The sequence below is a fragment of the Alteromonas sp. AWM4_230 genome (assembly GCF_056158305.1).
This window is the reverse complement of sequence record NZ_JBSWTB010000001.1, coordinates 1,241,452-1,263,368: the sequence shown is the minus strand read 5'-3', so window position 1 is coordinate 1,263,368 and position 21,917 is coordinate 1,241,452. Positions and strand designations below refer to the sequence as shown.

The following is a 21,917-nucleotide window of genomic DNA, read 5'->3' as shown; positions in this document are numbered from 1 at the left end:
ATGGCGCTTACGCTTTGGCGCGCCATACTCCTTTCTCCATTCCTTGTAATACTAATTCACTCACCGCTTTCTCTATGCTTTGTTTAACGCATTCAAACATGGGTTCGTTAGTGGTGTAACCCGTCTCTGCTTCAAGCAAGCGCTTTAAAGAAACGTATCTGAATAATCCCGCTCTAATCTCTTGGCTAAGCACCTTTTTAGATGTAGAAACTGATACCAATACTTGACCCGTTCTTACGTCAACCGCGCGCATATATATAGAAATTTGATCTTCTCTAAACAGCTCGCTCGCGCCGATACCAAAGTACTCAACGCCAGCCCCGCCAGTACGAATATTGGTGTCGTAGCTAATTATGCCGCCTTCTATAATAATTCTAGCAGTCGTGAGTGGCGGTAAATCGCCCCCGCTTTTTTCGTCGGCCCGGATAATTTTTCTTTCAGTGAGAATATTTTGTAGCCCTTCGCGCTCAACAGGCAAAAACCACGATGTTTCACTTAGGGTTTGTACAAGGATAGACGTAGCCCCCTGTGTCACTGCGGTTGAAAAAGAGCTTGCTCCTGTACTCGGCTTATATTGCCCAGTTTGATCTCTAAACGCATAAACGGAAACCGGAATTTGCCCCATGGGTGCCGGTAGGCTTTTGACTTCAGAAAGGGTGGCGCTATCTTTGATAATATCCGCAGCCGTAGTATCAGGCGGGATTGTATTTGTGATGGACTGGCAACCAGTTAATGCCAAAGCCAATAATAAATAAACGGTACTTCTCATGTGTGTCCCTACCCAAACCGTGGAATTTCTACAATGGTGACTTCACCTGTCAACAAGTTAGTAATGTTTACGATAATACTATCAGCGTTACTTGTTATAAGCTCAACTTGGAAGTCACCGCTAACAAAAATACTATCTTGGTTAAAAATACTGTCTATCGGATTGCCATCTTCGTCGTATTCTTGCTCGCCAAAAGCGATATCTGTAATTTCACGAACGATGCGATTTATATAGGCACGCTCTAGTGACTCTTGAAGACGCTCATCATAGGAGCGCTCGCTTAGAGAAGCACTATGCGCATTTTGTGAATTTGCTTTACTTAATAAAAATGAACCGTTAAGTGGGTTGCCACCAAAAGACGGGTTTATTGGCTCATAAACTAATTCAGTTGCCTGCGTTATTGCAGGCGCTACTACCGCCGCCACTGCAAGCGCTGCAATTACAATTTTTTTCTTCATTACCATTCGTCCCCTGCTAAATCTGGGCTTCTACTGTCTATACTCGCATTTGCTACTGCGTCTAATACCAACATGATTGCTTGCTGCACTTTCTCATCTATCGGAACTTGCCTACGCCCCATATAAGTTTGGTAAACCACTTTGTTGTCGTAGATTACTGATAGCAAGGTACCTGCTTGAGGCACTATGATTTCTTTGACTACCAGGTTTTTACCTGAGCTGTCGGGAACCTCCCGCCAATATTGACTAATTCGCGAAGCAAATTCATGACCTTGGCGGCTTATACTGTTATCGAGCAGTAACCCGCCTAAGCGAATTTCTTCCGCGTGAATCGGAGAAAAGAGCACACCTAAAACTAGTGTGAGAAAGGAGAATCGATACAGATACTTCATTTTATTGAACTGAGCCGGGCACTCGCCCGGCTATTCACTTTGTACGTTAGCACATTTACATCTGAACAACGGTAGCTACGTTGTAGTCACCAACCTGCGTAACACTTACCGTGCCGCCATTGCCAGTGATGCTACCTGTAACTAAGTTGTCGTTACCCATTTGCGTAACTTCAAAGGTATTCATATCGCCTGATATAACAAACTGCCCACCCGTTTCATCCGTTACCCAGTTTCCAACACCTTCTTGCATAACACTAACTATATTTTCGTCACCGTTAACCAGCAGGTCTAGTAAGTTAAGCTCACCTGTTTGGGAAACCATAATTTCGTTGTAGCTTGAAGTAACATTGCTAGCTAACTCAACTGATGCCGTATTTTCAATACCCTCTTGCGACATTTCGATGATATTGCCATCTGCATAATAAGTTGCATCACCAATTCCGGCTTGCGCTAACGCCAAGTTAGCATCGCCATCTTGTTCAATTTCAACGGTGTTTAAAATACCATCAAAGTTTACTGTGCTGATTTCGTTGCCATCACCTACCTGGGTTAAATCGAACTCGTTTAATAAGCCAATCACGCCAGCGTAAGCCGTATTTCCTTCGCCCACCTGGTTAATTTCGAACGTATTAGATGCTCCGCCGACAGTTTCAACGGTAGCAAGGTTTACATCGCCAATTTGGTCAACATTGACTTCGTTACCCGAACCTTCAAACACGCCAGTGGCAATTTCATTGCCATCGCCGTCTTGTTCGAACTCAAGCACATTAGCATCGCCAATCATGGTCCAACCAATAACGTTCTGGTCGCCATCTTGGTCAATTTCAACTTCATTGTCAGACCCGATTACGGTTAAATCTGAAATGTTGTAGTAACCGTCCTGAATAACATCAATCACGTTAGCATCGCCGCTAAGTTCACGCACATAGGATTCGTGCCAGTCACCGCTTTGATCAACAAAAATCGTATTGTCATTACCAGAAATCGCATTATTAGCCCAGTTACCACCATCGCCTTGATACACAGATAGCATATTGCCGCTACCCGTAATGCTATTTATTGAGCGGTTGAAGATAAAACCAATGGGGCCACCGTCACCTAATTGAACAAGTGAAACCGTGTTGTCGTCACCCTCAACTACGAAATCAGCCGTGCTGCTTAAGCTATCTTGCTCTGATTCCAAGAAATTGCCGTTACCAGTAACGCTTGCAAAAAAGGTGTTACCCGATTGCATTTGCGATGCAAGCACTTCGTTAGCGTCACCAGTTACCTCTACAACGATAGCGTTAAGGTCGCCTTCTTGGCTTAATACTGATTCATTACCTACTTCGTTTCCCTCTGGTGCCGTTTGAGTTAGCGTAATTTCATTGCCTTCTGCCGCTGCTACAAAATCTGCTGTGGCGTTTAAGTCGACAGTTTTAGTTGCAGGAACTTCCTGAGCTGACGCCCATCCTGAGGCTGCTACTAAAAGCAATGCACTAGCTATTTTTGTTTTTTTCATTTTCACATTTGTCTCCCTATGGCAATCACATCATTCTTGATATTGTGTGATGTTAATTACCATTTCGTTCCCTATCTGATAAACAGTGAAAGACTGCTCACCTAATTGATTAACATTGGCAACATTGTCGAACCCGTCTTGAATAATTTCGAAATGGTTGTTGTTGTTTTGCTGCAGCAAATTCACAACGTTGCCTTCACCAAGTTGAGTGATGATAGCTTCGTTATTACTGCCGTTTTGAACAACGTTCGATAGGTTGGCGCCGTTGCCGCTTTGGATAATGTTAGTTATGTTATTCAGCCCAAACTGACTGACAGCAATGAAGACCGTTTCATCGTCTATCGTAATAGCTTGAGCATTCAGACTCATTGAAAGAGAAGATTCCACCATGTCGGAGCTTGTTGATAAATCAGACTGTTGGGCATAGACAGAAGAGTTGACGGTTAGAAGACCACACACCGCTGAAGCTAAAAGCGAAGAGGCTTTTAATGCTCTTACGTTTTTAGCGCATTGGTATTTTTTAACCTTTAGTTTCTTGTCCATGAGAACGACTGCTTCCTTGATTAACAACAAAGGTGACCCTTCTATAAAACGCCTTAAAAGCGAGAGAATCCATCACCATTAAGTTGTATTTATTGCAATCGAAATAACATTAGTATGCGCTTCATTAGCGTTCTTGCGGTTAAAGCTAATACCTTAGTGCTAGTTTTGTTTAAAAATCACACCAAAAAAAATTATTGGTAAGACCTCTTGATGGAAATAGGAGATAGCGTCTCGTTCTGGGTACGCTGTCTAATAATTAAGTACCACATCACTCATTATTTATCGTAATGGCCTAGTGGTTAAGTTGTATTTTTGTACTATTTTTTGCATTAAGGGTGGCAGGTTTTAAAATTTGCGTTATAAGTTTTAACCGTTAGTTATATCAGACCGAATGAGAAGGTTTCGTGATTAAAGCATTATTGCTAATTATGGAATCTAACTATGAAAACAAAGCCTTTTAAAACAGGCCTTTCAGCACTGTCATTAGCCCTACTTCCGCTAATGGCTTCTAGCCACGCACATGCCGCGAAAGCCGAAATTTTCGACGATAGCGTTATTGTTGTGTACAAAGAAAATGTAAGCAAAGCGGAAAAAATGCGCGCTCGTTCATCAGTGGGCGCAAGAATCAGCGACGCTAACCGTGATGAAGTTGATGATCGCTTCGCCAACCTTCTAAATGGCCGCATTGCCAAACTTCAACTTCGTGGAAAATCGGTTAAAGACGCCATTGAAACGTTAAAGAAAAACCCGGCGGTTAAAATTGCCGAGCCAAACTTTTTATATCGCAAAGCATTAATTCCTAACGACCCGTCTTACGGTGATTTGTGGGGCTTGGATAATACCGGGCAAGCAGGCGGCACTGCAGATGTAGATATCGATGCACCAGAAGCATGGGATATTACAACAGGTGATAGCGATGTAGTGATAGGTGTTATCGATACCGGCGTTGACTACAACCATGAAGACCTTGCAGATAATGCATGGGTAAACCCAGGTGAAATCGCCGGCAACGGTATTGATGATGATGGCAACGGCTACATTGATGACGTTTACGGAATTGATACAGCAAACGGTGATACCGACCCTATGGACGATGATTCTCATGGTACGCACGTAGCTGGGACTATTGGCGCTGTGGGCGGAAACGGTATAGGTGTAGTTGGCGTAAACCACGATGTGTCTATCGCTGCCTGTAAATTCCTCGGTGCAGATGGAACGGGGTCAACCGCTGGCGCTATCGAATGTATTGATTACTTCACCGACCTGAAAGAAAACCGTGGCGTCAACGTAAAAGCTACGAACAACAGCTGGGGCGGTGGCGGCTACAGTGAAGCGCTAGAGACAGCTATTGAAGTGGCAGGCCAAGCTGGAATTTTGTTTGTTGCTGCAGCAGGTAACTCTGGTTCAGACAATGACAACGTCGACAACTATCCGTCTAACTATGTCACTACAACAAACAGTTTATTGGCAGTTGCAAGCCACACTAGAACTGACGGCGATAGCGGCTATTCATACGGTCTGGAAACGGTGGATATTGCAGCGCCAGGTACAGCTATTTTATCTACTATACCGGGCGACGGCTACGCCGCATACTCTGGTACATCAATGGCAACACCACATGTTGCCGGTGCAGCGGCCCTTGTATGGTCGTTAAACCCAGAGCTTACGCCGTCAGAAATGAAAGAGCTATTAATGACTACCGGTGAAACGAGTCTTTGGGCTGATGGTCGCACTGTTTCAGGCAACCGTCTTAATGTGCTAAATGCGTTAGAAGAAGCCGACCCAACCCCTGGCTTTAAACTAGGCATCACCCCAGGCTCAGCGGAAATTGAGGCGGGTGAAGCTTATACCTTCACTATTGAAGTAGGCTCTATAGCGGGCTACGATGAAGAAGTGCAGCTTTCTCTTGCCGAAGAAAGTGACATTGCCTATTTAAGTGCTAGCACCGCAATGCCTGGCGACACTGTTTCGCTAACAGTAGAAACCTCTGAAGATACCCCTTGGGGCGCTTATAGCTTTACTGTTAATGGTGTAAGTGGCGAAATTGAAAAGTCTAAATCCGCCAACCTTTACGTTTACCCGCAAGGGCTAAACGAATTCCCTTACGCATATTCAGGCGATGCTGTACCTACGTTACCGAATGAAGAAGATCCAGATGATGTAGGCGTTGACCTAGTGATAAACGTACCGGATGACTTAACGGTATTTGGTATGCAAGCCTCGGTAGATATTACGCATACATATAGCGGTGACTTAGTGCTATCACTTACTTCTCCCCAAGGAACAACTACCGTTCTGCGCCAAAACCAAGGTGGCGGTACAGATGATATCGTTGAAAGCTATAACACTGATGCCTTTAACGGCGAAGTGGCTACTGGCGATTGGACCTTGAACGTGCTTGATACCTTTAACGGAGATAACGGTACCGTTAACACATGGAGCCTAGTAGTTACCGGTATTGGTGAAGTAGGACCAACACCGCCAAACTCTGCATTTACTTATGACGCTTCAGGTCTATCAGTGAGCTTTACTAACAATAGTAATGACGTTAATGACGACATTGTTAGCTACAGCTGGGACTTCGGTGATGGTGCGACTTCAACGGAAGAAAACCCAACTCATGTATACGCAAGTACAGGTGCCTATGATGTAACCCTTACGGTTACCGACTCAGAAGGTCAAACTGGCGTTTCAACAGAGACAGTGTCGGTTTCAGACAGCAATATTGTTGCAGAAATTGACCGCGCTATGCTTTCTCGCTTCGGCTCACTACGTGTAGATTTATCTTACAGCGGCTCAATGGCTGATACTGTAATGATTTATCGCAATGGTGAACTACTTGAAGAAGTAAGCAATACTGGTCGTTATCGCGATAGAAGCCGTGGCGTTCAGCCTGGCGAATATACCTATATGGTGTGTGATGAAACCTCTGCATGTTCAGCGCCAGTGACGGTAAACCTTTAATACCGCGTTTGGTATTGCTATTACACGCATAGTAGCTCTTAGCATTTAGCATTTAGCATGCTAAACACTAAAGCTTAAGTAACTGCCGGCCATGGATAGGCCGGCTTTTTTATGCACAAAATTGAATACACCACCAATCTAAGCCATCGGCTTATTCCCTATAAGCCAAATACAACGTAAACTTGATGCATTAAGAAATAGATTGATTTTTTCATGCACATACTCCTCATTGATGACCATGAAATTGTAAGGGACGGCATTAAGACTCTCATCGAGCAAGAGTATGGCTGGCACGTTGCTTACGCTGTAAGTTCATTAAGCGCACTCCCCGCCTTCGCATCTTTAGACGATATAGATGTGGCAGTTTTGGATATTTCCTTAGCCCAAGAAAATGGTTTTGACACGCTTATCAAAATTAAGAAAGAGGCGCCATTTGTTAAATGCTTGATGCTAAGCATGTACGATCACGTAGGTTATATTAGTAAAGCACTTGAACTTGGCGCTGATGGCTATGTTACAAAAAGTGCCGCTACGAAAGAGTTAATGGACGCGCTGGAGTCGCTAGAAAAAGATGAAAACTACCTCAGCTCAGATATCAGTAAAAAATTAGCGTTTGGCGATAAGCGTCTGACTTCCATTCTTACAGAAAGAGAAAAGGAAGTTTTTTTACTACTAGCTAAAGGTTTCCAACCTAAACAAATTGCCTATCACATAGATACTGCGCCAAAGACAGTCATGGTTCACAGAACTAATATTTACAAAAAACTGAATGTTACGTCTCAATTTGGCTTGCTTCGCATAGCATTAGAAACCGGATACTTAGATGTATCTGATGTCATTTATGATGACACCTTAGTCAAAGCGGATTAATGAATATTACACGGTATATCAACACTACCTATTTGATGATGGGTTTGATATATACCGGTCTATTTCATAGCGTATGGCTATTTAGCACCCAATTTGAAATTATATCAGGGACTGTGAGTTGGTATTTACCCGCTGGCGTTCGCTTGGCCGCCTTTTTGTTATTACCGTTAGCAAGCTGGCCCTTATTGCTTTTTTCAGAAAAGTTAATCCACTTCATTTTATTTCACCCAGGGGGCGTTCTTGATAACACTGCCTTTTTAAGCGGAAGTGTTGGCTGGTATTTAGTGCACTTATTCATATCGCCCGCGGTAGTTTGCGGATGTGTTTATGTCTTTAGACGCCGTTTTGCAGCACCTTATTTCGATAATGTCCGCAGTACCCTTGCCACCTTGGCATTCGGCATGCTGATAAGCGTAGCGCTAGGGACAGTGTTTCTAGGCAGACGGGCTATTGAATTACAAACTGACGTAGCGGCTTTTCTTTCTATTTTGTTCGATTTCTCTCTTGGTGACTTTGTAGGAATTATCGTCCTTTGCCCCCTTCTATTTGCGCTATACACTCGCCAGTATATTAATAAAAACGAATCAACACTGTTTATAACCGTAGGAACATGGTTACTTACTTTAGTTTTCGGTAGTTATCTTTACTCTCAAAATATTAATATCAGCTATCAAATTAAATACATTGCGGTATTTCCAGCCCTTTTCTTATCGTATCGCTATGCTGTATTCGGTAGTGCGCTATCTTGTTTGTTTATTGGTATTACAGCGTTTGTGGTAGCCAGTCAGAGCTCTTTACCTCCCATAGAGCATCAATTTTATATTTTAGCGCTATGCGTAAGTTGCCTCATCCTAGGGTCTTCTATCAACCAGTCGAATAAATTGAATAAAAAACTGGCTCGAAACAACGAAGACCTTGAAATTGCAGTGCAAAACGCACAAGCCCTCGCGGCCAAGCTAGTAGCAGTACAAGAGGATGAAAGAAAGCGTTTATCTCGCGATCTGCACGACGATTTTGGCCACCGCATCGTTGATTTAAAACTCCAGTTATCACTAATTGACACAACCAAAGACCACGAGATATTAGTCGGCAAGATAGATGCTTTGTATCAGGCAATGAAAAAGAGCCTAGGCGGTTTACGCCCCTCTGGCATCGACACTCTTCCCATCGAGAGCGTTATTGAACGCTCCGACATCACAACTACGCTTAAGCGCGCAAAAATAGATTTTTCTTTCAATCTTAGCGGTACGCCTATTGCTTTTAAGCCCGAGCAGAAAATACATATCTATCGCATAGTTCAGGAAGCGGTAACTAATAGCATCAAGTACGCTGATGCGAAGACACTTTCTATTGATATTTCCTATGAGTCGCAAAGTGCTACCTTCACTGTAGCAGATGATGGTGCGGGTATACCCGAAACCATTGAGGATTCAGTTAACGCTCAGCCCACCCTCGGCCTGCTTTCCATGAGAGAGCGCGCTAAGTTGATAGATGGAACCCTCAATATAAGCCGCGATTACCCAATGGGGACTGTGGTACGCCTTTCTATTCCTATAAACAAAATCCAATAACGTTTTCTACCAATTTAACTCAAGCACAAATTGGACTTACCAATAAGCATAATAACACCTGCATTATTGTCATTTCATTCGTTCTTGTTGGCACTCTAACCACCCTCTTTCGAATTGCAACCAAAAGCAATAAAATTCAAGCATTTATATGTGAGTAAAGTTTAACACCGCTATACATTTGAAGATGAATTTATAAAACCATGACAAAAAACACACAAAACAGGTAGACCAATTAATTTTATTAACCTAAGATTGGTTATACACAATGTAATACAACACAAAGAGTTATTGTTATGACGAAGAAAGTAGCACTGGTAACTGGAGCAACAGGCGGCATCGGATTTGAAGTTGCTAAAAGACTTGGCCAAGACGGTTTCATTGTTGTTTTAAATGGCATTGAAGACGATAAGGGCGCAGAGCGTGTAAAAGAGCTCAGCGACTTAGGTATTGAAGCAGAATACTATGGCTTTGACGTTACAAGCGATGAAGCCGTTGATAAAAACGTAAAAGCGATTGGCGATAAATACGGTAAGATCGACGCCGTCATTAATAACGCCGGCGGCCTTGGCGGACGCAGCCCAATGGAAGAGATGACAACAGAGTTTTACCGCTTTGTTATGGCACTGAACCTTGATAGTGCGTTCTTCGTTTCTCGTGCAGCTATTCCTTATTTAAAGAAATCTGACAGCGGCTCTATCGTAAATTACACATCTAATGCTGGTTGGAACGCTGGTGGCCCTGGTGCAGGTATCTATGGTGTTTCAAAAGGTGCGGTACATACTTTGACCCGTGCACTTGCTAAAGAACTTGCACCAGCTGGTATTCGTGTAAATGCTGTTTCTCCTGGCACCATTGATACGCCTTTCCATGCGCAAATTAAAGCGACTAAGCCAGAAGTATTTGCTTCTTGGAAAGATAACATCATGCTTGGTCGCCTAGGACAGCCTGAAGAGGTCGCGTCTGTAGTGTCTTTCTTGGTAAGTGAAGATGCGTCATTTATTACTGCCGAAACCGTTCAAATTGGTGGCGGTCAGGCACTAGGGATTTAGTCGTCACGATGTTTCCTGATAAACCACTTACAGAAGACGACCTGAAAACGCTTTCGAATACCCTGGTTAACGCACGCAAGCAAGCCACTGTATTAGAAACTTTTCCAGGTGATGTTCCGACAACCTTGGACGCGGCCTACCGCGTTCAAGACATGTCGCTTGAACAGTGGAACGACGAGCTCACCGGCTGGAAAGTAGGCATGGTGATCCCCGAACTTCGCGATCAGATGGGCGCAGAGCGCTTAATGGGCCCAATTTTTAAAAAGGTTACCCATTTCATTGGTCGTTCCCACGCAGACGATGAATTCGTTGAGCTAGAAGTCTACGCAGGCGGTATGGTTGCTGTTGAAGCCGAACTGGTATTTGAACTGGGAGAAGAAATTACGCCCGGCTCAATTGATACCAAGGGACCATTGAAACACCTAATCAAAGCTGTATATGCAGGCGTAGAAATAGCAAGTAGCCCTGTTATTGATTTAAATAGCTATGGCCCCACTGCCATCATCAGTGACTTTGGTGTAAACCAAGGTATGGTAATTGGCGCCCCTATAGCGTCGTGGGATACGGTGATTGAAAACATGCAGACATCTGTGTTCATTAATAAAGAACACATCAACACTGCACCATCAAACAATGTATTACGCGGGCCTATGGCGGCTGTAGCTTATTTAATTGACCAAGCTGCAGCGCGGAATATTACTCTTCCAAAAGGCTGTATGATTTGCTCAGGTGCTATTACTGGCGTACATGACACAGTGGCTGGTGCCACATCTACAGTTACTTTCGAGGGTGTTGGGAATATCAACATGAAGCTGATCCCTGTATCAGCTTGAACCGACCTGCTAAAGCGGTAGTTTACTACGGTCAATTACCGCTTTTCTCTTTACTTTTTATGCTACATTGTTGTTGATTTAACTACTATTTTGACCATTGTATGCAAAACACTTTCTTTGAACGTCAAGCCCAGTTGATTAAGCACAGCTTAACCATAGCTACTTTCATAGCCGCTTTCTTTACTCTAAATGGCTGTGTCAGCACCCAGAATGAAAACCCTTATACTTACGCCCCTTCTCCGTCACCTTATCAAGACGTGGTTAACGCGCAGCAACGAGCTGTGGAGGAAAGCAAGCTGCTTCTGGTTGTCTTGGGAGCACAGTGGTGCCATGACAGCACAGGCTTAGCTGAGCGCTTTGCAACAAAGGAAATGGATCTTATTCTACGCGCTCATTATGAAACCGTGTTTGTTGATGTAGGAACGCTTGAAGACAGAAGAAATATAACCGAGCGATTCAACTATCCGATCTACTACGCAACGCCAACTGTGATGGTAGTTGAGCCTAAAACCAGTGCTTTGCTGAACAGAACGACGATGGATATTTGGGGGCGGGCCGATAGCATCCCTTTATCAGAGTACATAACTTACTTTTCCCGTTTTCCTGCTATGACAGCTGCGCAAAAAGCTCCACTTATTAATTGGAAAGCAACGGGTGAGGAAGCCGCCTATAACAAGGAGCAGGCAATTAGGCTTCAAAGCGCGTATGACAAGCTTGGGCCCCTGCTTGCACAAGATTTACAAGGTGATACTCCAGAAGGGCTTAACCAGCTATGGAAAGAAACCAAAGGCTTTCGTACTGAGCTACAACAAACACTCATTAAACGTGCTGAGCTCACGCTAGACGCTGCGAATAACAACGGAGTAAACACCACGCCAGCGCTGCGCCATTACAACCCGTTTTCATGGGAGCATAACTAAAGCATTAGTTTTTAGTTTTTAGTTTTTAGTTTTTAGTTTTTAAGGAACATCAAAAAAGGGCCTTTTATACAAAAGGCCCTTTATCAATCAGCTATCATTTTACTGATAATAATATAACTGTTTACGCATCAGCGCTGTTTGCAACCCTATTACTAGTTGAACTGTTGGACGGACTGTTTCTACGTTTAGCGGGTCGTCTAGCAGCATTACCTTCGCTTCCTGAGTGTCTTCGACCTGCAGGTTTACCGCCGCCACTGTTACGAGTATTTGGCTTGCCCCCGTGAGAGCTACCATTTCCACTACGGTTGCCCTGTCGTTGTCCCGCTTTCTTATTACCGCCAGTTGACCTGCCTGCACCGTTATCACCTTGAGATACTTTTGGTTTTTTCGGTTTTTTAGGCTTTTTCGGCTTAGAAAGCGTGGTAACAGGTACGGCTTGCTGAGGCTCAAAACCTTCAAGGGTTTTGCGAGGGAGCAGCTTTTGAATGAGTGTTTCAATATCTTTTAGGTTCTGTAACTCTTCGGCAGAAGCAAACGACCAAGCTTGTCCACTCGCACCAGCGCGCCCAGTACGACCGATTCTGTGAACGTAGTCAGCCGCTGTGTTCGGCAAATCCAGGTTAACCACTATCGGCAGTTCGCTGATATCTATACCGCGTGCAGCGATATCGGTAGCCACCAGAACTTTAATCTCGCCACTTTTAAAATCAGCAAGGGCTTTAGTTCTTGCCCCCTGACTTTTGTTTCCGTGAATGGCTGCACTTGGAATTTTCGAGCGAGTCAGCTTTTCCGCAATTCGGTTAGCGCCATGCTTGGTACGGCTGAAAACTAATACTTGCTGCCACTTTTGCTGTTTAATCAAACAAATCAGCGCAGTCGTCTTTTTAGACTTATCAATGGTCACCAAGTGCTGCTCGACAGCGTCCACCGTTGTATTAGCAGGAGCGGTAGAAATACTTACAGGATCACGAGTTATCGTTTTCGCCAGCGCCGTAATCTCATCAGAAAACGTAGCTGAGAAAAGTAGGCTCTGACGCTCCTGTGGCAATAGCTTCAACACCTTTTTAATGTCGTGAATAAAGCCCATATCAAGCATTCTGTCAGCTTCATCTAATACCAATACCTCAAGCTGTGAAAACTTCACGGCGTTTTGCTGATACAAATCGAGTAATCGTCCAGGGGTCGCAATTAGTACGTCCACGCCCTTACGAAGCTTCATCATTTGAGGGTTTATGCCCACCCCACCGAATACCACAGCGGTCTTTAATGGTAAAAACTCACTAAATGCTCGAATGCTTTCTTCCACCTGAGCAGCAAGCTCGCGAGTTGGTGTTAAGATAAGCGCGCGAACATTATTGCCAGATACTGGCTTGCCAGACATCAGTCTTTGTAAAATAGGAAGTCCAAATCCCGCGGTTTTCCCTGTTCCCGTTTGCGCAGCCGCCAGCACATCCTTTCCTTGCAATACTTCTGGTATTGCCTTTTCCTGGATCGGTGATGGCGTACTAAACCCTCGTTTTTCAATAGCTTTTAACAAGGGTTCAGCGAGCCCTAATTGGGTAAATGACATTAATAAACTCCTGTCATAGGTATTTATAAAAAGTTGCATACCGCAAAGGTATAAGCGTTAGTGCTTTATTGCTAACCGTGGGGGGTTATAGATTACTGGGAAAACCTAAAGAGACACGCCATTGCCAACTTGGCTTATTGGTGTTTGACATCAAGAAAAGAACGTAGGTGTTTACTCTTACAAATTGCGTGCGGAGTCTACCACTAAACACCTTAGGCCACCAGCGCATTTTTTGTTCAAAAGACATCTAAATAAAGCATAGCTCTACCCCTTCATACAATTTCAATCTAATTACTAATTAAGAAATGACGAAAACCGTCTATACTAGATTTGTGAATAGGTGACGGTCCTTTCCTACATTTTATTCGAAGTCGTTACTGCGAGCCCATTCAACTTAAAAGAGCATTTTTTGAAAAGTCTTAGGTCAGAGATATCCTTCAATACACTTGCATCTATCGCTATAGTCAGTGCTCTTATTATCGGCCTGTCTATATACGTTTATGAAAAGCTTTATATTGAATTTGTCTCAGAAGAGGTCGACGCATTAAGCGTAAACATGGCTGTCGATCTCATTGACTATATAGAAGAGCCATCCGGCAGTTTCAATCAAACGGAAATTCTGCTTCGCTTAGATGAATATGAATATGCTGAAGCAGCTTATATTTTCAGTAATAGCGGTACGCTGTTGAATCATTATGTGGGCCCTGCCGGCTTTGAAGGGAGGCTCACTAAACCGCAAGAACAAACGTCCCCGCAACTCAGTGGAACCAACATTGATCGTAATATCGCGACGCTACCCATTGGCTTACATCGCACTTCTAGCAAAGTAATAGTAATAAAAACAGTGGGCGAAGACGTTTTTCCGTTGGGAAAACTTGCCCTGGTCTTCAACCTTGAAGAAGCATTAAAAGTAAGTCGGCAAAGATACATTATCTTGGTCACGCCTTCCGTGGTACTTCTCATTATCATCTCGTTATTTGTATCATCACGAGCGCAGCGCAGAGCAATGCGTCCGCTAAACACCCTAATTAAAACAATGGACAGTGTCGTGGATGACAACGCTTATGATGTCAAGGTTGAGGAAGTAGACAAAGAGGAAATGCTTGCTTTGTCTCGAGCCTTTAACAATATGATGGAGAATATAAAAAACCAGTCTGAAGCAACCGGCAAAAAAACGAAATGCTAGAGAAGCAACAATCTCAGATGGAGCGGCTTGCTAATTTCGACGCCTTAACAGGGCTGCCTAATCGACAATGCTTAATGAAGCTTTTATCAAATGAACTCGCTATAGCGCAGAAGAATGCTCACGAACTGGGTTTGTTGTTTATCGATTTAGACGGTTTTAAGACTATCAACGATTCGTTTGGGCACGACACGGGAGATAAGTTTCTCCTTCATATCAGTTTGTTGATGGACAGTACACTTGAGGATAACTGCACACTGGGGCGTTTAGGCGGTGACGAGTTTATTGTTATTGTACCCGAGCTTACATCCCCTAGTTTTTTAGAAGAAACAGCGCTAAAACTCGTAGAAGCAGTATCTCAACCTCATATCATTAACCGACTGAGGCTAGACTCAAGTGCTAGCATAGGTCTTGCACTTGCAAGTGACTGTGAATACTCACTAACCAACCTCATAACTAACGCTGACGTTGCCATGTATAAGGCTAAGGACGATGGCAAATCTAGATATGTATGGTTTACCGATGAAATGCTGGCGCATACGCAGCGCAAAGTGCTCATATCTACTCGCATTACTGAAGCTCTTGAAAACGATGCGTTTTACCTAACTTATCAGGCTAAAGTAGACTCAGATAAGAACATAACTGGGTTTGAGACTCTGCTTCGCTGGCAAGACGAAGTGTTAGGTCCAGTTTCGCCTGCTGAGTTTATTCCTATTGCAGAGCAGACTGATAAAATATCACAAATAAGCCTATGGGTATTAAAACAACTTCGCTACGAATTTCCCGTACTCCTTGAAGCCTTTGGCAGCCACTTAGTTATATCGGTGAACTTGAGCCCCCACGATTTAAATAACCACAATGTCACGCAATTTTTACTGCATGAATTAGATAATGGTAGACTCCCCGCTTCAAACTTAGAAATTGAAGTTACGGAATCTGCATATATAAACAATTTCAATGCGGCGAACCCGTTTTTTGCATCGCTGAAGCAATTAGGCTGTAGACTTGCCCTTGATGATTTCGGTACAGGCTACTCTTCTCTGAGTTATTTAACGCAGTTTGATATAGACACACTAAAAATAGACCGAAGTTTTGTAAACAAAATAGGTAAATCTAAGCAATCAGAAATGATTACCAAGACTATTATTGATATGGCTAAAAGCCTGAACTTTTCGGTGTGTGCAGAGGGTGTTGAAACGCAAGAGCAAGCCAACTTTCTAATACGCCAAGGGTGTAACACGCTTCAAGGTTATCTTTACAGTAAACCAATTCCACTGATGGCATTGGTTAATAGTACTACAAAGCAATCACAAAGCTCTTAAGATTAATGATTGCTTAAAGACTTCGATAAACCACCTTTACATTTTCAGGTAGCGCAGTCCCAGCGGGAACATAACCTATCGCACCTTCAGTATTTGTTACGTGTTCAAGCAAGGCGTTTGAATTATTGAACTCGATTGGCCGTTTTTGACGTCCACTAAAGCGCATCTGTGCCCAATAGGATTGAATTCGTGATTCGGGCAGAGCAATTATCTTGGTATTGAAAATTGCTCGTGCTCTATTGCCAGGGCTCATAGCTACGGGTATTAATGCATCGTCGGAAGATGTTCCACTGCTCATGAAAAGGTTGCGCACTTCCGCTTTTGTTAGTGCGAAATTTTGACCAGGAAGGTTTGCAACGACCCAAATGCCATCTTGGGCAACGGCTATACGAGAACAAAATAAGAGAAAGAAAATGAGCAAGTATTTTTGCATTAAAATACCCACTCTACTGCCACTTGATACAGGGCCGCATTTCTATCGAAACTACTCTCTTTTATGTCGTAAAACGATGTTTTACCTTCTTTACCATCAAGAATCGACAGCTCAGCTTTAAGTGCAATATTGGTTTTCACATCCCACCTAGCGCCAAGAGTCCAAGTATCAAGATCATCCGTCGGAAAAAAGCTATTTAGCTGCTCGACTGCGAAATAAAGCTGATCGAGTTCAGGCGACACACCTACAGGTATTACATTGTCGATGGTATTGAGTGATTGTCTGGATGAAGCATAAGTTAAGTGTAAAAGAACCTCATCAAAATAGTAGCCATATGAAACATAAAAACTTTCTAAATTCGCAAGTACATCGATATCAGACGAGACCTTCATCCACTCACCGCTTACATACCAACTAAGCGTGTCATAGCTGGCGCCCAGTAAAAAAGAGCCCGCGCGATCGTTAATATCAAACTGTTCAGCTATGGAGTCAAATCCAGCAGCTCTAAGCCCCTGTAAAAATGGGGCAATTTCATCAATGGTAGTTTTAACTTTGGGGGCATTGATAGTGGCTGTTCTTAGCTGCAAGCCACCATAGTTGATTTCAATAACGCCGCCGAATAAGTTTTTCACTTCAACATCTACGTTGATACCGCTTGAAGCTAGCGCATCTTCATACTTTCCGTAGTAAGCCTCAAAATCAACTACAACATCGCCAAAAGACCTTCTCAACCTAGCATTACCACCTTCATACTGAGAGAACAAATAACTACTGTAGAGTTGCTGCGGTGCATTAATCCATGGGTAGGCAAACCCAACATCAATAACATCAGAATACTTTAAAAAAGGCGTGCGCAACCGGCCAACATTAATTTGAAAACTTTCACTAGGTGCATAGGTTAAATACAGCCACTCTATACCTGACTCTCTATCGTCGTCGGTATGCAAGAGAAGTTGAGCTGAAGCGGAGAACGATGATGAATAAGTATAGTCAGCCTGCAAAGCTATAAGGGATTTTTCAGAAAAGCTGATGCTGTCGTCATACCCTTCATAGGTAGCTTTTTTTGTATCTAGTTGACCTGCAACCGCCCTTGCAAAACCTGAAAACTCAAGTTCATTAGCACGGCTTTCGGCGACAGACAAAAGTAGGGCGGCTGCAATGGTGAAAGGCAGCACTATCAATTTGCTCATAGTCACGTTTTCATTCTGATTGTATAAAGCCAGCGCCACAGCGTTGTATGCGCAAACTATTTCACTAATGATAGCTCGGTTAAGCTATAACACCAATTAATACGCTGAAAAATCAAAAAGCTGGCGAATGTGCCAGCTTTTTAAGGAATGAAAATTAGGAAGGTGTCGCGTTCGCTACACTTGCGAACATGCCTCTGTGATGAGGTTCCACTGTTTATCTGCTACCCATTGAGGTTTCGCAACCCAAGTACCGCCTGCTGCAAACACATTACCTAGCGACAGATAGTCGTTGAAATTCTCTGGCGACACGCCTCCCGTTGGACAGAACTTTGTATCTTTAAATAAACCACCTACCGCTTTCAGGAAAGACGCACCACCTGACAAAGATGCTGGAAACAGCTTCATTTCTCTGAACCCGTGTTCCCGTGCTAACACGATATCTGATACGTTTGATACACCTGGCAGCACAGGTAAACCTGAGTCTACTAGCATAGTTAGCAGGCGCTCGGTTACCGCAGGCGTCACGATAAAATCCGCTCCAGCATTGATAGCGGCATCTAAAGATGCTTTATCGATTACGGTACCAGCGCTAACTATCATATCTGGCAGCGCCTCTTTAATAGCTGTAATGCATTTCGCTGAATTTTGTGAACGCAATACAACTTCAACTGTGTTAAGGCCCGCAGCTGACATTGCTTTCGCAATGGCCACACCGTCTTCTACATTATCGGCTTGAATGATTGGGAGCAGGGTTTGGCCGCCCATAATGTCTGATATTTTTTTCATGGTTTGTCTCTTGTAATACGAGGGGCGGATGCCCTTATAAGTTCGATATAGTGTTTTATTTGGTATTTGAATACTTCGCTTTAACTTACTTAAGCGATAGATGTCACTAGGTCTGCATAGGCCTTTTTATCTACAATGGCGCCAGGGTGCTGAATCACAAAACCTGCACACTTAGCGGCTTTGTTTACGCAGGCCTCAGGACTCTCGCCCGTAAGGTACGCCCCTAGAAAAACACCGTTAAAGGCATCACCAGCAGAGGTAGTGTCAACAACATTAGTAACGGGGGTTAGCCCTACTTCTGAAACCTCTCCGCTTTCATCCACTAGCGTTACAGCGCTTGCGCCATTTTTAATAACGAGCTGCTTAAATGAGAAAGGCGCTAAAAAGTTTACTATCTCTTCTACCGTTTCAAACCCATACAAGAAGTTAAAGTCTTCTAATCCAGGTAACGCAACATCTGCAATTTCAAACGCTTTTTCATACAATGCAGTGGCATCATCCCTACCCTTCCACAGGGCTGGCCGATGATTCATATCAAAAACAATTTTGGTTCCACTTTCTTTAAGCGTTGCAAGTAAACGCCAAAGCTTTGGTAAGTCTTCAGTATTTAGAATAGCGAGTGAAATGCCCGAAAACAGCACTAAGTCTAACGCTGTCATCGACGCTTTATCGCCATCAGTAATTAAAGACATCAAGCACTTCGCAGCAGAATCATTGCGCCAGTATGTAAAAGAGCGCTCGCCTTCTGCATCGGTATAAATTTTATAAAGCCCAATATGCTTGTCTGGGTGAGTGAATAAGAAGCGTGTATTAATCGACTCGCTTTGCGCAAAGTCGAGCATCTCCTTTGACAATGCGTCCCTGCCTACTGCACTGACAAAATAGCTATCTAATTGAGGGAACGTGCGCTTTAGATAGACGGCAGAATTGAAGGTATCGCCAGCAAACCCTTCTTCTAGTACACCGTTTACTTTTTTAAGTTCGGCCATGCACTCACCAATAAAACCAACTCTCATATCATCCACCCTACGAACTCGTAGTCTTTAATTTTTACTGTAATTACTTTTCGTTGCATAAGTTGCGCGCTAGTTTGAGCATTCTTACTCAGAGCAGCGACATTCGTCTTTCGCTTTCAAGAAATCGACAATGTCGATACCTTTTGTACTTTTAAATGTATTGCCGCTATGCGATGTTTGCGGCTCTCCAACGGTATGTTCAATTTTGACTGGCGCACTTGCGCTAAACTCGTTATTTCGAATCTGTGTTTTTTGTACGCCATGAAGAAATATGCTTGCTTTACGCTTGTTTCTTTTACCCAAACCTACATTCGTTAACACGTTTTTAGCTATCGTTACCTTAGGCCCAAAAGTACTTTCGTCGGTGCCACCGCGATAGATAAGTGCTAGTGCCCCTTGAACATCGCTAAATGTATTGTTTTCTAAATTCAACACTTCAACGTTGTAGATACCTAAATCATCTTTTTCTTTATTCAACGCCAGTACGTGACCTGAGACAGTGTCAAATTGGCTATTAGTGATAGATAACAAAGTCGCAAAGCTTCGGGCGCCTGCTGAAAAGAAGTGATAGCTATGATTTATGTCTAGATCAGTTACTGTCACCTTATCCATAGTGAATCGGTAATTAGTTAACATGCCCCACTTTTTAGTGCGGATGAATGTATTTCCAGCCGCATCTGGTGCATCACTACCTGAAAGCGTTATGTCTTCAATTTCCAGTGAACCATTGTCACTTATTTCAAAAAGTGCAGAGCGCTGAGGACGGATAATGACTTTTGCGTTTTTGCTTGCTTTTACAGAGAGAGTTTTAGTTACCTTAACAATTTTTTGCTCGCTATATACGCCATCATTAAGTATAAGAACATCACCATCATTCGCTTTCGCGACCGCTTCAAAAAGCGAATTTACACCTGGCTCTACAGTAATTTCATCTCCTGAACCAAACGGCGTTTCGTATTCTTTTTTCTGATACCAACTTGGCCCTACCTCTGCTTTTTTAAGTGGCTTAACACTGTCGTCCGCCCCTACTTTCATCTCCTCCGAAGAAATACTGTTCGATGAAGATAGCTGTATATCGCTTCGCTTCGTAAAGCCTTTTTCAATCTGACTTTCTACGCTGTAGTTAGCCACATTGTTGATAAATGCTATACCGCTAATGTCATCAAAAAAGCTAAATGTAGTAGGCACCATTTTAGCGATAACAAGGTTGTTAGCAAAAACACTATCCACAGGTGGCGCTGAACGCTCTTCATCTGCTCCAGCAGCCAATTGAATGTGTGAAACGTCAATGAAAGTGTTGTGATGTATGTTGGCATTTTTTACTTGGTGGTAGCGATTTTGAGGTGAGTTGGGCACGCCATTCATTACTGTAAACCCACTGCCAAAGCGGTAGCCAGTAAGCCCTTTAAACACGTTATTTGCTACTTCTTGATCGGCATTAATGACGCGTACTCCACCCGTATTTGGAACACCATTACCCAGAAACACGTTATTGGTGATTGTGTTACCGTTGCCATGCCTTAGCGTTAGCGTACCGCGAGACTCAATGAAGGTATTGCCATGAAGAACGTTGCCACCCGATTTAACGCTGATAATTTCAACTTCGCCATTACTACGGTCAAACACATTGTTTTCGACTCGGGTAAAAGAGTTTTCAAGTGAATAATGGCTGGTACCAATTCTTAAGGTTTCTCCACCATTTGAACCTAACTCAGGTCGGAAGCCAAAATAGTTATTGTCTATTTTGTGATAGTTTTCTACGCTATCTTTTGAATCTAACCTTACTGCGACCGTTACACCTCGGTTTCGCTTGCCTGCTAAGTACGAACTATCTAGCCTGTTATGCTTTCCATACAGCGCAACCCAATAGTCACTTTCAAATTTGTCTGGCTTAGAATAGTCTTCGATTACGACTTCAGTGACGCGGGTATAATTCGCGAGTTCGTCCTTACTCGTTCTATAGCTAATTACTGAACCTGATGGAGAATAGCCGTCTTTAAATACAAGCCCAGATACAATTAAGTGGCTCCCCGCAATAGATAGGTTTGATTGACCAGAGAGAATAACACCGCCTTTGCTTTGCGCTCTCAATGTAATTGGCTCTTGCTCACTTCCTTGCGCTTTGAACTTAATTTCAAAATCATGGTAAGTACCATTTTTCAGTACGATATCGTCGCCAGGGACTACTTTCTCTAACGCGTTGAGGTAGCTTTTCTTAGAGTCAACTAAGTAGTCTTCGGCGTATGCCGTTGTATTAAACGCCAAGAGCGTAATAATTCCGATCGCTGACTTACAGATATTTGCTACTTTCATACTTTCCCCATTTCGCTGGCAAGATCTTCGGTGATATCTACCGTGATAGTGCCACTGACCTTGCTAAATCGTATAAATCGCACATAAATTGCCAATCTTCTTTTGCAAAAACGCAATTATGCTGTTATTTATTTGTTACTGACTGTTTTAGAATCTAACCAATAAACAGACCAAAAACAACCAATTTATTTTACCAATAACAATAAAATGTATTACCAATTGAAAGAACTTTTC

At 43.2% G+C, this 21,917-nt stretch carries 19 protein-coding genes; 8 read left to right on the top strand and 11 right to left on the bottom strand.

Annotated elements, in window-relative coordinates:
- Positions 1-7: 7 nt before the first annotated feature.
- The 5 genes from ACXACS_RS05430 to ACXACS_RS05410 all read right to left on the bottom strand — a co-directional run bounded on the left by ACXACS_RS05430 (position 8) and on the right by ACXACS_RS05410 (position 3,663).
- Entirely contained in the window at positions 8-769 is a 762-nt protein-coding gene (locus tag ACXACS_RS05430) for a CsgG/HfaB family protein (RefSeq protein WP_474804937.1), read from the bottom strand.
- Between the two features lie 8 nt (positions 770-777).
- A complete protein-coding gene (locus ACXACS_RS05425; RefSeq protein ID WP_474804936.1) occupies positions 778-1,233 on the bottom strand; it encodes a curli assembly protein CsgF in 456 nt (151 codons plus the stop codon).
- Positions 1,227-1,574, bottom strand: a complete 348-nt coding sequence (locus ACXACS_RS05420; RefSeq protein ID WP_474804935.1) for a CsgE family curli-type amyloid fiber assembly protein — start codon at positions 1,572-1,574, stop codon at positions 1,227-1,229. The genes ACXACS_RS05425 and ACXACS_RS05420 overlap by 7 nt, the downstream gene beginning before the upstream one ends.
- A 100-nt stretch (positions 1,575-1,674) precedes the next feature.
- Positions 1,675-3,120 (bottom strand): autotransporter outer membrane beta-barrel domain-containing protein, encoded by a 1,446-nt coding sequence (locus ACXACS_RS05415; RefSeq protein ID WP_474804933.1) that lies wholly within the window; start codon positions 3,118-3,120, stop codon positions 1,675-1,677.
- A gap of 30 nt (positions 3,121-3,150) precedes the next feature.
- Positions 3,151-3,663 carry a curlin repeat-containing protein gene (locus tag ACXACS_RS05410; RefSeq protein ID WP_474804931.1) on the bottom strand — a complete coding sequence of 171 codons (513 nt, stop codon included), beginning with the start codon at positions 3,661-3,663 and terminating at the stop codon, positions 3,151-3,153.
- Positions 3,664-4,104: 441 nt separating this feature from the next.
- Here ACXACS_RS05410 and ACXACS_RS05405 point away from each other — a divergent pair, with 441 nt between their 5' ends.
- From ACXACS_RS05405 to ACXACS_RS05380, 6 genes are all read left to right on the top strand, one after another.
- Complete coding sequence (locus tag ACXACS_RS05405) at positions 4,105-6,627, top strand: S8 family serine peptidase (RefSeq protein WP_474804929.1); 2,523 nt, start codon at positions 4,105-4,107, stop codon at positions 6,625-6,627.
- A 213-nt stretch (positions 6,628-6,840) separates the two neighbouring features.
- The gene (locus tag ACXACS_RS05400) at positions 6,841-7,497 is read left to right on the top strand and encodes a response regulator (RefSeq protein WP_474804927.1); all 657 of its coding nucleotides are present in this window, start codon (positions 6,841-6,843) and stop codon (positions 7,495-7,497) included.
- A complete protein-coding gene (locus ACXACS_RS05395) occupies positions 7,497-9,068 on the top strand; it encodes a sensor histidine kinase (RefSeq protein WP_474804925.1) in 1,572 nt (523 codons plus the stop codon). The genes ACXACS_RS05400 and ACXACS_RS05395 overlap by 1 nt, the downstream gene beginning before the upstream one ends.
- Positions 9,069-9,361: 293 nt before the next feature.
- On the top strand, positions 9,362-10,117 hold the full coding sequence (locus ACXACS_RS05390) for an SDR family NAD(P)-dependent oxidoreductase (protein ID WP_474804923.1): 756 nt from the start codon (positions 9,362-9,364) through the stop codon (positions 10,115-10,117).
- A gap of 8 nt (positions 10,118-10,125) precedes the next feature.
- Positions 10,126-10,950 (top strand): 2-keto-4-pentenoate hydratase, encoded by an 825-nt coding sequence (locus tag ACXACS_RS05385; protein WP_474804921.1) that lies wholly within the window; start codon positions 10,126-10,128, stop codon positions 10,948-10,950.
- A 101-nt stretch (positions 10,951-11,051) separates the two neighbouring features.
- On the top strand, positions 11,052-11,870 hold the full coding sequence (locus ACXACS_RS05380; RefSeq protein WP_474804919.1) for a thioredoxin family protein: 819 nt from the start codon (positions 11,052-11,054) through the stop codon (positions 11,868-11,870).
- Between the two features lie 121 nt (positions 11,871-11,991).
- On the opposite strand, the gene ACXACS_RS05375 is transcribed toward ACXACS_RS05380, so the two are convergent.
- Positions 11,992-13,440 carry a DEAD/DEAH box helicase gene (locus ACXACS_RS05375; protein WP_474804917.1) on the bottom strand — a complete coding sequence of 483 codons (1,449 nt, stop codon included), beginning with the start codon at positions 13,438-13,440 and terminating at the stop codon, positions 11,992-11,994.
- Between the two features lie 409 nt (positions 13,441-13,849).
- On the opposite strand from ACXACS_RS05375, the gene ACXACS_RS05370 reads away from it, so the two are divergent.
- Together ACXACS_RS05370 and ACXACS_RS05365 are read left to right on the top strand one after the other, a co-directional pair.
- The gene (locus tag ACXACS_RS05370; RefSeq protein ID WP_474804915.1) at positions 13,850-14,626 is read left to right on the top strand and encodes a HAMP domain-containing protein; all 777 of its coding nucleotides are present in this window, start codon (positions 13,850-13,852) and stop codon (positions 14,624-14,626) included.
- Positions 14,620-15,945: a putative bifunctional diguanylate cyclase/phosphodiesterase gene (locus ACXACS_RS05365; protein WP_474804913.1), complete on the top strand. Its 1,326-nt coding sequence runs from the start codon at positions 14,620-14,622 to the stop codon at positions 15,943-15,945. Before ACXACS_RS05370 ends, ACXACS_RS05365 begins: the two co-directional genes overlap by 7 nt.
- A gap of 13 nt (positions 15,946-15,958) precedes the next feature.
- Here the strand turns inward: ACXACS_RS05365 and ACXACS_RS05360 are convergent, their stop codons facing one another.
- The 5 genes from ACXACS_RS05360 to ACXACS_RS05340 all read right to left on the bottom strand — a co-directional run bounded on the left by ACXACS_RS05360 (position 15,959) and on the right by ACXACS_RS05340 (position 21,683).
- On the bottom strand, positions 15,959-16,378 hold the full coding sequence (locus ACXACS_RS05360; RefSeq protein WP_474804911.1) for a hypothetical protein: 420 nt from the start codon (positions 16,376-16,378) through the stop codon (positions 15,959-15,961).
- Entirely contained in the window at positions 16,378-17,568 is a 1,191-nt protein-coding gene (locus ACXACS_RS05355) for a hypothetical protein (RefSeq protein WP_474804909.1), read from the bottom strand. Before ACXACS_RS05355 ends, ACXACS_RS05360 begins: the two co-directional genes overlap by 1 nt.
- Positions 17,569-17,742: 174 nt before the next feature.
- A complete protein-coding gene (eda, locus tag ACXACS_RS05350) occupies positions 17,743-18,354 on the bottom strand; it encodes a bifunctional 4-hydroxy-2-oxoglutarate aldolase/2-dehydro-3-deoxy-phosphogluconate aldolase (RefSeq protein ID WP_474804907.1) in 612 nt (203 codons plus the stop codon).
- Positions 18,355-18,443: 89 nt separating this feature from the next.
- Positions 18,444-19,370, bottom strand: a complete 927-nt coding sequence (locus ACXACS_RS05345) for a sugar kinase (RefSeq protein ID WP_474804905.1) — start codon at positions 19,368-19,370, stop codon at positions 18,444-18,446.
- A gap of 84 nt (positions 19,371-19,454) precedes the next feature.
- Complete coding sequence (locus tag ACXACS_RS05340) at positions 19,455-21,683, bottom strand: polysaccharide lyase 6 family protein (RefSeq protein ID WP_474804903.1); 2,229 nt, start codon at positions 21,681-21,683, stop codon at positions 19,455-19,457.
- Between the last annotated feature and the right edge of the window lie 234 nt (positions 21,684-21,917).

What these genes read in the sequence shown, in the direction of transcription:
- ACXACS_RS05430 (WP_474804937.1), bottom strand. Translation starts at nt 769, where the DNA reads ATGAGAAGTACCGTTTATTTATTATTGGCTTTGGCATTAACTGGTTGC.
- ACXACS_RS05425 (WP_474804936.1), bottom strand. Translation starts at nt 1,233, where the DNA reads ATGGTAATGAAGAAAAAAATTGTAATTGCAGCGCTTGCAGTGGCGGCG.
- ACXACS_RS05415 (WP_474804933.1), bottom strand. Translation starts at nt 3,120, where the DNA reads ATGAAAAAAACAAAAATAGCTAGTGCATTGCTTTTAGTAGCAGCCTCA.
- ACXACS_RS05410 (WP_474804931.1), bottom strand. Translation starts at nt 3,663, where the DNA reads ATGGACAAGAAACTAAAGGTTAAAAAATACCAATGCGCTAAAAACGTA.
- ACXACS_RS05405 (WP_474804929.1), top strand. Translation starts at nt 4,105, where the DNA reads ATGAAAACAAAGCCTTTTAAAACAGGCCTTTCAGCACTGTCATTAGCC.
- ACXACS_RS05400 (WP_474804927.1), top strand. Translation starts at nt 6,841, where the DNA reads ATGCACATACTCCTCATTGATGACCATGAAATTGTAAGGGACGGCATT.
- ACXACS_RS05395 (WP_474804925.1), top strand. Translation starts at nt 7,497, where the DNA reads ATGAATATTACACGGTATATCAACACTACCTATTTGATGATGGGTTTG.
- ACXACS_RS05390 (WP_474804923.1), top strand. Translation starts at nt 9,362, where the DNA reads ATGACGAAGAAAGTAGCACTGGTAACTGGAGCAACAGGCGGCATCGGA.
- ACXACS_RS05385 (WP_474804921.1), top strand. Translation starts at nt 10,126, where the DNA reads ATGTTTCCTGATAAACCACTTACAGAAGACGACCTGAAAACGCTTTCG.
- ACXACS_RS05380 (WP_474804919.1), top strand. Translation starts at nt 11,052, where the DNA reads ATGCAAAACACTTTCTTTGAACGTCAAGCCCAGTTGATTAAGCACAGC.
- ACXACS_RS05375 (WP_474804917.1), bottom strand. Translation starts at nt 13,440, where the DNA reads ATGTCATTTACCCAATTAGGGCTCGCTGAACCCTTGTTAAAAGCTATT.
- ACXACS_RS05365 (WP_474804913.1), top strand. Translation starts at nt 14,620, where the DNA reads ATGCTAGAGAAGCAACAATCTCAGATGGAGCGGCTTGCTAATTTCGAC.
- ACXACS_RS05360 (WP_474804911.1), bottom strand. Translation starts at nt 16,378, where the DNA reads ATGCAAAAATACTTGCTCATTTTCTTTCTCTTATTTTGTTCTCGTATA.
- ACXACS_RS05355 (WP_474804909.1), bottom strand. Translation starts at nt 17,568, where the DNA reads ATGAGCAAATTGATAGTGCTGCCTTTCACCATTGCAGCCGCCCTACTT.
- eda (WP_474804907.1), bottom strand. Translation starts at nt 18,354, where the DNA reads ATGAAAAAAATATCAGACATTATGGGCGGCCAAACCCTGCTCCCAATC.
- ACXACS_RS05345 (WP_474804905.1), bottom strand. Translation starts at nt 19,370, where the DNA reads ATGAGAGTTGGTTTTATTGGTGAGTGCATGGCCGAACTTAAAAAAGTA.
- ACXACS_RS05340 (WP_474804903.1), bottom strand. Translation starts at nt 21,683, where the DNA reads ATGAAAGTAGCAAATATCTGTAAGTCAGCGATCGGAATTATTACGCTC.